The organism is Klebsiella sp. 141198 (assembly GCF_050600785.1).
Lineage (GTDB): Bacteria > Pseudomonadota > Gammaproteobacteria > Enterobacterales > Enterobacteriaceae > Klebsiella > Klebsiella aerogenes.
On sequence record NZ_JAQIRM010000003.1, the window covers coordinates 46,284 to 59,862 of the forward strand.

At 56.4% G+C, this 13,579-nt stretch carries 10 protein-coding genes; 6 read left to right on the forward strand and 4 right to left on the reverse strand.

Annotated features, from left to right (window positions below; genetic code table 11):
- Positions 1-81 precede the first annotated feature (81 nt).
- Both degQ and zapG read right to left on the reverse strand, forming a co-directional pair.
- Entirely contained in the window at positions 82-1,449 is a 1,368-nt protein-coding gene (gene degQ, locus PGR10_RS10115; protein ID WP_430923431.1) for a serine endoprotease DegQ, read from the reverse strand.
- A gap of 173 nt (positions 1,450-1,622) precedes the next feature.
- Positions 1,623-2,021: a Z-ring associated protein ZapG gene (gene zapG, locus PGR10_RS10120; protein ID WP_015703613.1), complete on the reverse strand. Its 399-nt coding sequence runs from the start codon at positions 2,019-2,021 to the stop codon at positions 1,623-1,625.
- 190 nt (positions 2,022-2,211) lie between these two features.
- Here zapG and zapE point away from each other — a divergent pair, with 190 nt between their 5' ends.
- The 5 genes from zapE (at position 2,212) to sspB (ending at position 5,875) form a co-directional block, all read left to right on the forward strand.
- Positions 2,212-3,342 (forward strand): cell division protein ZapE, encoded by a 1,131-nt coding sequence (gene zapE / locus PGR10_RS10125; protein ID WP_430923432.1) that lies wholly within the window; start codon positions 2,212-2,214, stop codon positions 3,340-3,342.
- Positions 3,343-3,589: 247 nt separating this feature from the next.
- Entirely contained in the window at positions 3,590-4,018 is a 429-nt protein-coding gene (gene rplM / locus PGR10_RS10130) for a 50S ribosomal protein L13 (RefSeq protein ID WP_002918559.1), read from the forward strand.
- Between the two features lie 15 nt (positions 4,019-4,033).
- On the forward strand, positions 4,034-4,426 hold the full coding sequence (rpsI, locus tag PGR10_RS10135; protein WP_000829818.1) for a 30S ribosomal protein S9: 393 nt from the start codon (positions 4,034-4,036) through the stop codon (positions 4,424-4,426).
- Positions 4,427-4,735: 309 nt separating this feature from the next.
- Positions 4,736-5,374 (forward strand): stringent starvation protein SspA, encoded by a 639-nt coding sequence (gene sspA / locus PGR10_RS10140; RefSeq protein WP_015369483.1) that lies wholly within the window; start codon positions 4,736-4,738, stop codon positions 5,372-5,374.
- A gap of 3 nt (positions 5,375-5,377) precedes the next feature.
- Entirely contained in the window at positions 5,378-5,875 is a 498-nt protein-coding gene (gene sspB, locus PGR10_RS10145) for a ClpXP protease specificity-enhancing factor (RefSeq protein WP_430923433.1), read from the forward strand.
- Between the two features lie 115 nt (positions 5,876-5,990).
- Here the strand turns inward: sspB and gltD are convergent, their stop codons facing one another.
- Together gltD and gltB are read right to left on the reverse strand one after the other, a co-directional pair.
- On the reverse strand, positions 5,991-7,409 hold the full coding sequence (gene gltD, locus PGR10_RS10150) for a glutamate synthase subunit GltD (protein WP_087859936.1): 1,419 nt from the start codon (positions 7,407-7,409) through the stop codon (positions 5,991-5,993).
- Positions 7,410-7,418: 9 nt separating this feature from the next.
- Entirely contained in the window at positions 7,419-11,879 is a 4,461-nt protein-coding gene (gltB, locus tag PGR10_RS10155) for a glutamate synthase large subunit (RefSeq protein ID WP_271032057.1), read from the reverse strand.
- Between the two features lie 685 nt (positions 11,880-12,564).
- Between gltB and PGR10_RS10160 the strand changes: the two genes are divergently transcribed.
- On the forward strand, positions 12,565-13,491 hold the full coding sequence (locus tag PGR10_RS10160; RefSeq protein ID WP_430923434.1) for a TIGR01212 family radical SAM protein: 927 nt from the start codon (positions 12,565-12,567) through the stop codon (positions 13,489-13,491).
- Positions 13,492-13,579 lie beyond the last annotated feature (88 nt).

Sequence of the window (13,579 nt, forward strand, 5' to 3'; positions counted from 1 at the left end):
AATATCGTTAATTAATGGGCAGGCGCAGCATAGCATGACTTATCCGGACATCGCACGACGCACAATGTCCGGAAGCAGCCGTCAGCGTAGCAGCAGATAAATGCTTTCGTTACCGCGCAGCACATTCAGCGCGATGACGGCCGGTTTGGTTTCCAGCACTTTACGTAGCTCGGCGATGGAACGCACGCGCTGGCGGTTGAGGCCGATAATCAGATCGTCTTTATGCAAGCCAACCTGCGCCGCCGCGCTGCCTTTATCGACGTTATCGATGGTCACGCCCTTAGTGCCGTCTTTCAGCTGGCCATCGCTTAGCGCCGCTCCCTGCAGGGCCGGGATAATCAGATCGGCGCTGGCGGTGGAAGAGGTGCTCTTATCCAGCGTCACTTCGACATCCAATGGTTTGCCGTCGCGCAGTAGCCCCAGTTTTACTTTAGTGCCAGGGGCGGTAGTGGCGATACGCGAACGCAGCTCGGCGAAGCTGCTTAGCGGCTTGCCGTTCATGCTGACGATAACGTCACCGGATTTAATCCCCGCTTTTGCGGAGCCGGAATTGGCCAGGACTTCGCTTACGAAGGTGCCGCGCTGAGCGTTGATGTTCATCGCTTTGGCGATATCCGCGCTCATTTCCATGCCTTTAATGCCCAGCAGGCCGCGTTTGATTTCGCCGTATTGAATAAGCTGATCGGCGAGGGTCTTCGCCATGTTGCTCGGAATGGCGAAGCCGATGCCGATGCTGCCGCCGCCCGGCGCCAGAATGGCGGTATTAATGCCGATAAGCTCGCCGTTGAGATTCAGCAGCGCGCCGCCGGAGTTGCCGCGGTTAATTGAGGCATCGGTCTGAATAAAGTTTTCCAGCCCTTCGAGATTAAGGCCGCTTCGGCCCAGCGCGGAGATGATGCCGGAAGTGGCGGTTTGGCCGAGGCCGAAGGGGTTGCCGACGGCAACGGCGAAATCGCCGACGCGCAGCTTGTCGGAATCCGCGATGGCGATTTGCGTTAAATTGCTGGGTTTTAAAACCTGCAGCAGGGCGATATCGCTCTGCTCGTCGCTGCCGACCAGTTTGGCATCGAACTCGCGGCCATCGTTCAACTGAATGCTGATTTTCTGCGCCTGGCTTATTACGTGGTTGTTGGTCAGCACGTAGCCTTTGGCGGCGTCGATAATCACCCCTGAACCGAGGCCTTCAAACGGCTGCGCCTGCTCTTGCGGCGCGTTATCGCCGAAGTATTTTTTCAGCTCTTCCGGCATATTCTGCACCGGCGAGGCGGTGCCTTCTACCTGCACGCTCACCACCGCAGGCAATACTTTTTCCAGCATCGGCGCGAGGCTCGGTAGCGCGCCCTGGCCTGGAACCTGGGTCGGCAGTGATGCCGCCGCCGGAGGCAGGACCGACAACGATAATCCAATGCTTAACGCTAACGCACTCAACAGCAAAGTCTGTTTCTTCATTAGATGCTGGCTCTCGTAACCTGAGGTGTATGGAAAAAACGTCCGAATGATTTGATGTTATTGAATTTTCGACCGGCTAACAATGCGGTCCGTGCTTAAATTGTAGCTGGGATGCAGGGGGAAGACGGGCGCGGAAGGCGCGCCCGGTAAATATTTTTACGCAGACAGCGGGATCAGTCGCGTTTCGCGCCACCGCGCAGCAGGCCGGATGCGCCTTCAGAATAATCGCGCGGCATCTGGACCGGCGCCTGATCGTTGCTGGCTTCGGACTCCGCCAGGCGATTGCGGAACGGATTAGCTTCCGCCATCGCGTCCGGCAGCAGGCTGCTGGAGCTTTTTGCCATGTGCTGATACAGCTGACGGTAGTCATCCGCCATGTTGTCCAGCAGTTCTGCGCTGCGCGCAAAATGGCTGACCAGCTCTTCGCGATACTCTTCAAGCTCTGCTTTATTCTTTTCCAGTTCGAACTGCAGCGCTTGTTGCTGACGCAATTTGCGGTTACCAAAACGCATGGCGACGGCACCGATGATGATACCGACGACTAATCCAATTAGCGCGTATTCCCAGGTCATGAACATCTCCCGTTGTTTTGTGGTTCCGTAGGGTGGCTGTTAGGCTCTCCGCCTGCGCCCGATAGTGCCACTATAACCGCTAATTCCACAGAAGTGGAATCCTGGCGTATCATCGCGTACTGTAGAACCGCCTTTTTTTCGTCAATCGTGCGTCACGGCGCCACGGTTTTCAAGGAATAACAATAAGATCATGCAAAGCCTGTCCCCAACATCGCGTTACCTTTTAGCTCTCAAAGAGGGCAGCCATCAACCTGACGACGTGCAACAAGAAGCGGTCAGCCGCCTCGATACCATCTATCGTGAACTGCAGGAAAAACCTGTAGCCGCAGCGCCCGCGGGCGGCGGTCTGCGGGCGAAATTCAGCAAACTACTCGGCAAGCGCGAACCGACGGCGGAAGCAACCGCCGTGCGTGGCCTGTATATGTGGGGCGGCGTGGGGCGCGGTAAAACCTGGCTGATGGATATGTTTTATCAAAGCCTGCCGGGCGAACGTAAACAGCGCCTGCATTTCCATCGCTTTATGTTGCGCGTGCACGAAGAGTTAACCACCCTGCAGGGGCATAGTGACCCGCTGGAGATCGTTGCCGATCGCTTTAAAGCGCAAACCGATGTGTTGTGCTTTGACGAGTTTTTTGTCTCCGACATCACCGATGCCATGCTGCTCGGCGGCTTAATGAAAGCGCTGTTCTCGCGTGGGATTACGCTGGTCGCTACCTCGAACATCCCGCCGGACGAACTCTACCGCAATGGTCTGCAACGCGCGCGTTTCCTGCCAGCGATAGACGCCATCAAACAGCACTGCGACATTATGAACGTGGATGCAGGGATTGATTACCGCCTGCGCACGTTGACCCAGGCGCATCTGTGGCTGTCGCCGCTCAATGGCGAGACCAGCCAGCAAATGGATAAGCTCTGGTTGGCGCTGGCGGGGGCCAAACGCGAGCAGATGCCGACGCTGGCAATTAACCACCGGCCGCTGCCGACGTTGGGCGTGGAAAACCAGACCCTGGCGGCGTCGTTTGATACTCTGTGCGTGGATGCGCGCAGCCAGCATGATTACATCGCGCTGTCACGCCTGTTCCACACCGTGATGTTGTTCGATGTGCCGGTGATGACGACGCAGCTCGAGAGCGAAGCGCGGCGCTTTATCGCGCTGGTGGATGAATTCTACGAACGCCACGTGAAGCTGGTGGTCAGCGCGGCGGTACCGCTGTATGAGATCTATCAGGGCGAACGCCTGAAATTTGAGTTCCAGCGCTGTTTATCGCGCCTGCAGGAAATGCAAAGCGAAGAGTATCTGAAGCAGCCGCACATGCCCTGAATCCAGCCTTCTTCTCACGCTGAGAAAAACCTGCTGCAAATCACATAAAGGGGTCGATCTTTGGCCCCTACTTCTCTATAATCTTGCGACCCCACGTTACGAGAAGGTTTTTTTTCCCGAAATCTTCTATGTGCTGGCATAGGCTATTCGAAGGGGTAGGTTTGCCGGACTTTGTCGTGTGAACCTCAACTGACTAAACGTTTGGGTGTTCACCAACGTGTAACTTATTTATTTGGGTAAGCTTTTAATGAAAACTTTTACAGCTAAACCAGAAACCGTAAAACGCGACTGGTATGTTGTTGACGCGACCGGTAAAACTCTGGGCCGTCTGGCTACTGAACTGGCTCGTCGCCTGCGCGGTAAGCACAAAGCGGAATACACTCCGCACGTTGATACTGGTGATTACATCATCGTTCTGAACGCAGAAAAAGTTGCTGTAACCGGCAACAAGCGCGAAGACAAAATGTACTACCACCACACCGGCCACATCGGTGGTATCAAAGAAGCGACCTTTGAAGAGATGATTGCCCGCCGTCCTGAGCGTGTGATTGAAATCGCGGTTAAAGGCATGCTGCCAAAAGGCCCGCTGGGTCGTGCTATGTACCGTAAACTGAAAGTTTACGCTGGTAACGAGCACAACCACGCGGCACAGCAACCGCAAGTTCTTGACATCTAATCGGGATTATAGGCAATGGCTGAAAATCAATACTACGGCACTGGTCGCCGCAAAAGTTCCGCAGCTCGCGTTTTCATCAAACCGGGCAACGGCAAAATCGTAATCAACCAGCGTTCGCTGGAACAGTACTTCGGTCGTGAAACTGCCCGCATGGTAGTTCGTCAGCCGCTGGAACTGGTCGACATGGTTGAGAAACTGGATCTGTACATCACTGTTAAAGGTGGTGGTATCTCTGGTCAGGCTGGTGCGATCCGTCACGGTATCACCCGCGCTCTGATGGAGTACGACGAGTCCCTGCGTTCTGAACTGCGTAAAGCTGGCTTCGTTACTCGTGACGCTCGTCAGGTTGAACGTAAGAAAGTCGGTCTGCGTAAAGCACGTCGTCGTCCGCAGTTCTCCAAACGTTAATTGTTTTCTGCTCACGCAGAACAATTTGCGAAAAAACCCGCTTCGGCGGGTTTTTTTATGGATAAAACGGCTGTTATCCACAAAGAAATGGTCTGTTCTTACCACTTTTTCAGCATTTCCAGAATACCCTCACCACAACGTCCGCAAAATCTGGTAAACTATCATCCAATTTTCTGCCCAAATGCTGGTGGTTGTTCATTTTTTAGTTAATCAATGAACATATCGTCGCCGTGCGAATGGGGTTTATACATCTGGCTGGCCATGCGTGGTCGGCAGCAGTAAAAATTCTGAATATACCTGGAGGTTTTCATGGCTGTCGCTGCCAACAAACGTTCGGTAATGACGCTGTTTTCTGGTCCTACTGACATCTATAGCCATCAGGTCCGCATCGTGCTGGCCGAAAAAGGTGTCAGTTTTGAGATAGAGCACGTGGAGAAGGATAACCCGCCTCAGGATCTGATTGACCTCAACCCGAATCAAAGCGTCCCGACGCTGGTGGATCGTGAGCTCACTCTGTGGGAATCCCGCATCATTATGGAATACCTGGATGAGCGTTTCCCGCATCCGCCGCTAATGCCGGTTTACCCGGTGGCGCGTGGTGAAAGCCGTCTGTACATGCAACGTATCGAGAAAGACTGGTATTCGCTGATGAATACCATCCAGACCGGTACCGCGGCCCAGGCTGATGCCGCTCGTAAGCAGCTGCGTGAAGAACTGCAGGCGATTGCGCCGGTCTTTACTCAGAAGCCTTACTTCCTGAGCGACGAATTCAGCCTGGTCGATTGCTACCTGGCTCCGCTGCTGTGGCGTTTGCCGGTTCTCGGCGTAGAACTGGTGGGTGCTGGCGCGAAAGAGCTTAAGGGCTATATGACTCGCGTCTTCGAACGTGATTCTTTCCTCGCTTCTTTAACTGAAGCCGAGCGTGAAATGCGCCTCGGCCGGGGCTAAATAATGGATGTATCACAGCTGACGCCGCGTCGCCCGTACCTGCTGCGGGCGTTCTATGAGTGGCTGCTGGATAACCAGCTGACTCCGCACCTGGTCGTCGATGTGACGCTGCCAGGCGTTCTCGTGCCGATGGAGTACGCTCGCGACGGCCAAATCGTTCTGAACATTGCGCCGCGTGCGGTGGGCAATCTGGAACTGGCGAATGACGAAGTGCGCTTTAACGCTCGCTTCGGCGGCGTACCGCGCAACGTTTCCGTGCCGCTGGCTGCGGTACTCGCTATCTATGCCCGTGAGAACGGCGCAGGAACGATGTTTGAACCTGAAGCGGCCTATGACGAAGATGTCAGCAGCCTCAACGATGATGACGTTGCGCCTGAGAGCGAAAACGAAACGGTGATGTCGGTGATTGATGGCGATAAGCCGGATAATCACGATGACGATCCTGACGATACGCCATCGCCGCCGCGCGGTGGTCGTCCGGCGCTGCGCGTTGTGAAGTAATTCCTGACAGGCCCTCCGGGGCCTGTTTTTTTGCCCACGCTTAACCACGATCAAGCATAAAAAAGCCCGGTGGCGTTAACCATCGGGCTTTTATGCGCTGAGACTCAGGCTTTAATCAGACTTCAAGGTAATTGAGGATACCGTCTGCCGCTTTGCGGCCTTCGGCAATCGCCGTTACCACCAGGTCTGAACCGCGAACGATATCGCCGCCGGCAAAGATTTTCGGGTTGCTGGTCTGGAACGCGTTGTCGCTGCCTTCCGGGGCGATGATGCGGCCCTGAGAATCCAGCTCGACGCTATGCTTCGCCAGCCATTCCATGCTGTGTGGACGGAAACCAAACGCCATCACCACCGCGTCTGCGGGCACCACGTGCTCGGAACCGGCGACGATTTCCGCGCGGCGGCGGCCTTTCGCATCCGGCTGGCCCATTTCGGTGCGCGCCATTTTCACGCCGCACACTTTGCCGTTGGCGTTCACTTCCACGCCCAGCGGCTGGACGTTGAACTGGAATTCGACACCCTCTTCACGCGCGTTTTTCACTTCACGTTTGGAGCCTGGCATGTTTTCTTCGTCACGGCGATAGGCGCAGATAACGTGCGCCGCCCCCTGACGAACAGAGGTCCGCACGCAGTCCATCGCGGTGTCGCCGCCGCCGAGAACTACCACGCGTTTGCCTTCCATACTGACGAAGGGTTCGTGCGCCGTTTCGCCAAAGCCCATGATCTGTTTGGTGTTGGCGATAAGGAACGGCAGCGCGTCATACACGCCGTTGGCATCTTCGTTTTCCAGCCCGCCGCGCATGGACTGGTAGGTGCCCACGCCCAGAAATACCGCATCGTATTCTTTCAGCAGCTCGTCGAGCTGGACGTCACGACCCACTTCGGTATTGAGCCGGAATTCAATCCCCATGCCGGTGAAGATCTCGCGGCGGCGGGTCATCACCTCTTTTTCCAGCTTAAACGCCGGGATGCCGAAGGTCAGCAGACCGCCGATTTCCGGATGACGATCGAAGACGATAGCCTTCACGCCGTTGCGGGTCAGCACATCCGCGCAGGCCAGGCCTGCCGGACCGGCGCCGATAATGGCGACGGTTTTTCCGGTTTGCTTCACGCCGGACAAGTCCGGGCGCCAGCCCATCTCAAACGCCTTATCGTTGATATAGCGTTCAATGTTGCCGATGGTCACCGCGCCGAACTCATCGTTCAGGGTGCAGGAACCTTCGCACAGGCGGTCCTGCGGGCAGACACGTCCGCAGACTTCCGGCAGGGTGTTGGTCTGATGCGACAGCTCCGCCGCTTCAAAAATACGCCCCTCGTTGGCCAGTTTCAGCCAGTTAGGGATGTAGTTGTGCACCGGACATTTCCATTCGCAGTACGGGTTGCCGCAGGAGAGGCAGCGATCCGCCTGCGCCTTGGCCTGGCCTTCTGAAAACGGTTCGTAAATTTCTACAAATTCAATTTTACGGATCTTCAGCGGTTTCTTTGGCGGATCAACGCGCTGCAGGTCGATAAATTGGTATACGTTCTGACTCATCTTAACCCCTTACTGCGCCTGCACCCGCAGCTCAGCTGCGGAACGACTACGGTGACCCAACAGTGCTTTAACATCGCTGGACTTCGGTTTAACCAGCGCAAACTTCGCCGCGAAGGCCGGCCAGTTGGCGAGGATCTCTTCGCCGCGCTGCGAACCGGTAAGCTGGACGTGCTCGGTAATTAAGCCGCGCAGGTGCTCCTCATGGATAGCCAGCGTGTCCACGTCCAGAACTTCCACCAATTCGGGGTTAACGCGTTTACGGAAGTCGCCATCTTCATCCAGGACGTAAGCAAAGCCGCCGGTCATACCTGCGCCGAAGTTCACGCCGGTTTTCCCCAGGATACAGACAATACCGCCGGTCATGTATTCACAACCGTTGTCGCCGATGCCTTCCACCACGGTGATGGCGCCGGAGTTACGTACCGCAAAGCGTTCGCCCGCGCGTCCTGCCGCGTACAGACGACCGCCGGTCGCGCCATACAGACAGGTGTTGCCAATGATGCTTGCTTCATGGCTACGGAAGGCGGAGCCGACCGGAGGACGAATCGACAGCAGACCGCCCGCCATGCCTTTACCCACGTAGTCGTTGGCGTCGCCGGTCAGGTGCAGCTCAACGCCGCCGGCGTTCCAGACGCCGAAGCTCTGGCCCGCGGTACCGCTAAAGTGGGCGGTGATCGGGTCGGCGGCCAGCCCCTGGTCGCCGTGAGTCTGGGCGATATAACCGGACAGCGACGCCCCAACGGAACGGTCGGTGTTGCGAATATCGAACCAGAACGTTTTGCTCTGTTTGTTATCCACATACGGCTTCGCCTGCTGCAGCAGCTGCGCGTTGAGCACACCGTTATCGAACGGCGGGTTGCTCTCGGTGCAGTACAGCGCCTTGCCTGGCAGCGGCTCAGCGGTTTCCAGCAGTTTGCCGAGCTCCAGTTTCTGCTGTTTCGCCGTAAAGCCTTCCAGTTCTTTCAGCAGGTCGGTGCGGCCGATCAGGTCCACCAGACGCTTCACGCCCAGCTGCGCCATCAGCTCGCGGGTTTCGCGGGCGATGAATTCAAAGTAGTTGGTCACTTTGAATGGCAGGCCGTGGTAGTGGTTCTTACGCAGTTTGTCATCCTGGGTCGCCACGCCGGTGGCGCAGTTGTTCAGGTGACAGATACGCAGGTATTTACAGCCCAGCGCGACCATCGGGCCGGTGCCGAAGCCGAAGCTTTCCGCGCCAAGGATCGCCGCTTTGATGATATCGAGGCCGGTTTTCAGGCCGCCGTCTACCTGTAGGCGAATTTTATGACGCAGGCCGTTGGCGACCAGCGCCTGCTGGGTTTCCACCAGGCCAAGTTCCCACGGACAGCCGGCATATTTCACCGATGAGAGCGGGCTCGCCCCGGTGCCGCCATCGTAGCCGGCGATAGTGATTAGGTCTGCGTAGGCTTTCGCCACGCCGGTGGCGATAGTGCCGACACCCGGTTCGGAAACCAGTTTGACGGAAATCATCGCTTTCGGATTGACCTGCTTGAGGTCGAAAATCAGCTGCGCCAGATCTTCGATAGAGTAAATATCGTGGTGCGGCGGCGGGGAGATCAGCGTCACGCCAGGTACCGAATAACGCAGTTTGGCGATATAAGGCGTCACTTTGTCACCCGGCAACTGTCCGCCTTCACCGGGTTTCGCGCCCTGGGCGACTTTAATCTGGATTACGTCGGCATTCACCAGGTAGGCTGGGGTAACGCCGAACCGACCTGAAGCCACCTGCTTAATACGCGAGACTTTGTTGGTGCCGTAGCGCGCAGGGTCTTCGCCGCCTTCACCGGAGTTGGAGAAGCCGCCGATGCTGTTCATCGCTTCCGCCAGCGATTCATGCGCTTCCGGGCTCAGCGCGCCGATCGACATGGCCGCGGTATCGAAGCGTTTAAACAGCTCTTTCGCTGATTCCACCTCATTGATGCTAACGGCTTCATCGCCTGGGTTGAGCGCCAGCAGATCGCGCAGCGTGGCTGCCGGGCGTTCGTTAACCAGCTTCGCGTATTCCTGATAATCACGGTATTCGCCGCTCTGAACCGCCTGCTGCAGGGTGCGAACGACGTCCGGGTTGTAGGCGTGATATTCGCCGCCGTGGACATATTTCAGCAAACCGCCCTGAGCCAGCGGTTTACGCGCCAGCCATGCGCGTTTCGACAGATTCAGCAGGTCCTGCTGGAAGTCGTCGAAACCGGCGCCGCCGATGCGGCTCACTACGCCCTGGAAGCAGAGGTCGGCCACGTCGCGATGCAGACCGACCGCTTCGAACAGCTTCGAGCAGCGGTAGGAGGCGATGGTCGAGATCCCCATCTTCGACATGATTTTGTACAGGCCTTTGTTGATGCCGTTACGGTAGTTCAGCATCACCGTACGGTATTCTTTATCGATAGCTTTGCTATCCACCAGCTTCGCCAGGGTTTCATAGGCAAGATATGGATAGATAGCCGTCGCGCCAAAGCCCAGCAGCACCGCAAAGTGGTGCGGATCGCGGGCGCTGGCGGTTTCGACGATGATGTTAGCGTCGCAGCGCAGGCTCTTATCGACGAGGCGCGTCTGGATGGCGCCAACGGCCATCGGCGCCGGTACCGGCAGACGGTCTTTCGCGATGTTGCGGTCGGACAGCACCAGCAGTACGGTGCCGTTACGTACCATCTGTTCCGCTTTATCGCACAGCGCTTTTACCGTCTCGGCCAGCGTGGTTTCGTTGGCATCAAAGGTAATATCCAGGGTGTCGGCGCGATAGTGCTCCTCTTCCATGGTGGTCAGCTGTTTAAAGTCGGAGTACAGCAGGATCGGCGATTTGAAGCTCAGGCGGTGCGCCTGGCCTTCCGCTTCGCAGAAGACGTTCATTTCACGGCCGATACTGGTAGCCAGCGACATCACGTGCGCTTCACGCAGCGGATCGATAGGCGGGTTTGTCACCTGGGCGAACTGCTGGCGGAAATAATCATAAATGATACGCGGCTGGCTGGAGAGCACGGCGAATGGGGTATCATCGCCCATCGAACCGACCGCTTCCTGGCCGTTTTCCCCAAGGACGCGCAGGACGGAGTCCAGCTCTTCGGCGCTGTAGTTAAACTGTTTCTGGTAGCTGGCGAGCGTGTCATCATCCAACTGACGGCTGCCGACTTCTTCTTCCGGCAGGTCTTCGAACGGCACCAGACGGCGGACGTTTTTCTCCATCCACTCTTTGTACGGATGGCGGCTTTTCAGATCGTTATCGGTTTCCGCCGAGTGCAGAATACGCCCGCTGCGGGTATCGATGACCATCAGCTCGCCAGGCCCAACGCGGCCTTTTTCCATCACCTCATCCGGCTGGTAGTCCCAGATACCGACTTCAGACGCACAGGTGATGAGTTTGTCTTTAGTGATGACGTAGCGCGCCGGACGCAGACCGTTACGGTCGAGGTTACAGGCGGCGTAGCGGCCGTCGGACATGACGATGCCCGCCGGGCCGTCCCACGGCTCCATATGCATGGAGTTAAAGTCGAAGAACGCGCGCAGCTCCGGATCCATGTCCGGGTTATTCTGCCAGGCTGGCGGTACCAGCAGGCGCATCGCGCGGACGATATCCATCCCGCCTGCCAGCAGCAGTTCCAGCATATTATCCATCGAGCTTGAATCAGAGCCGGTTTCATTGACGAACGGCGCGGCGTCATGCAGATCGGGGATCAGCGGGGTCTGGAATTTATAGGTACGGGCGCGGGCCCACTGGCGGTTACCGGTGATGGTATTGATTTCACCATTGTGCGCCAGATAGCGGAACGGCTGCGCCAGCGGCCAGCGCGGCACGGTATTGGTGGAGAAGCGCTGGTGGAACAGGCAGATGGCGGATTCCAGGCGCAGGTCCGCGAGGTCCAGGTAGAAGCGCGGCAGATCCGCCGGCATACACAGACCTTTATAGATATTAACCAGGTTCGACAGGCTACAAACGTAGAAATCTTTGTCTTCCTGCAGGCGCTTTTCAATGCGACGGCGGGCGATGAACAGACGGCGTTCCATATCGCGCGGACGCCAGCCTGCCGGGGCGTTAACAAAAATTTGTTCAATACGAGGCAGCGAGGAGAGGGCGATTTCACCGAGTACGCCTTCGTTAGTTGGCACATCGCGCCAGCCAACGATAGACAATGTTTCGCGTTGCAGCTCTTCTTCAACGATACGGCGCGCAGCGCTTGCCAGCTCGGGGTCTTTATTCAGGAACAGCATCCCGACGGCGTAGTTTTTGGCTAAGCGCCAGCCGCGCTCTTCCGCCACAATCCGGAAGAAACGATCGGGTTTTTGTAACAGCAGGCCGCAACCGTCGCCGGTTTTACCATCGGCAAGGATCGCGCCGCGGTGCTGCATTCGGGCCAGTGCGTGTATAGCGGTGCGCACTACCTTGTGGCTAGGTTCGCCTTCTATGTGGGCGATCAGGCCGAAACCACAGTTATCCCGCTCAAGGGATTTGTCGTACAACATATCAGTGAACCTCCCCAGGCTCTACGGGACGCCCCCTTAATCGATTGCGCGCAAGGCACAGCAAGAGCATGGCGACGGGGTAAGGGCATCTTTGCCTACCTCGCATTCGCCCTCTTTAAATCCTTTTCGCATCGGTACACAAGTTTGAGGACTTGCTATTAAGAGGGAATCTCAATTACTGCATAAATATGATGAGCAGAGCGCTCATCCAGAAAGCTTCCAGCGGATTCCCAACTTATCGAGAATCCACACTTACGTCAAATGGCAATCTTATTTATACAAAAGTGTGCTAAGAGGTGTTTAATATTATGATTTTAAAAAGAATTGTTGTTTTTTTAAAGGCATATAAACTCTCAGGGATGCGTAATCTAGTGTGATCTGTCTCACTATATACGCAGCCTAAGATTACCTTTCTGTGCTGAATTGTTTTTTTATAGCAGAGCATTTGACTGCTGGTGTTCTTAATGGCAGGAAATAAAACTGTTTTTTGCTGCGTCAAAGATAATTGAAACTCAGTATTGAAGTATAAGTAAATGTTATTACCGCGGGCGTGAATGAAACTGCGTTTATTTTGATTGATTATGCAATGAGGTAAGCGGCCGCGCTGACGATTGATCCAGGTCATCGCCGTCGGAGGCTAAAAATGGCAGGCTTGGCCCCTTTCTTGAGGCCGGTCTATCAGATTATGCAGTTACAAAAATTAGTCAACATGTTTGGTGGGGATCTTACGCGCCGCTACGGCGAAAAGGTACATAAACTGACGCTGCATGGTGGATTTAGCTGCCCGAATCGCGATGGCACAATCGGCCGCGGCGGCTGCACATTTTGTAATGTCGCCTCCTTCGCCGACGAAGCCCAGCAGTACCGTTCGATTCACGATCAACTGGCGCACCAGGCGCAGTTGGTTAACCGAGCGAAACGCTACCTTGCTTATTTCCAGGCCTACACCAGCACCTTTGCCGAAGTACAGCTGCTGCGTTCAATGTATCAGCAGGCGGTGAGCCAGGCGAATATCGTTGGGCTGTGCGTCGGCACCCGTCCCGACTGCGTTCCCGATGCGGTGCTGGATCTGCTCAGCGAATATCGGGAGCAGGGCTATGAAATCTGGCTGGAGCTGGGATTGCAGACCGCGCATGATAAAACGCTGCATCGTATCAATCGCGGCCATGACTTTGCCTGCTACCAGCGCACCACCCGACTGGCGCGCGAGCGCGGATTAAAGGTCTGCGCGCATCTTATCGTCGGCCTGCCGGGCGAATCCCAGCAGCAGTGCCTGCAAACCTTGCAACGGGTAGTCGAAACCGGGGTCGATGGCATCAAGCTGCACCCGTTGCACATCGTGACCGGCAGCATCATGGCGAAAGCCTGGCAGGCGGGGCGCCTGAACGGTATTGCGCTGGATGATTATACGGTCACCGCCGGTGAGATGATTCGCCATACCCCGCCGGAGGTGATTTATCATCGCATCTCGGCCAGCGCCCGTCGCCCGACGCTCCTGGCGCCGCTGTGGTGCGAAAACCGCTGGACCGGTATGGTCGAGTTGGACAAATACCTTAATACCCATGGCGTTCAGGGGTCGGCATTGGGGACGCCGTGGGTCCTGCCCGCCTGATGTTCCACTTCCTTAACGGCTGATTACCGCCGCATTTTTTGCACAACTTACAGCGTAATGTTCAGAATTGGGTATTATTGTGCGGAGT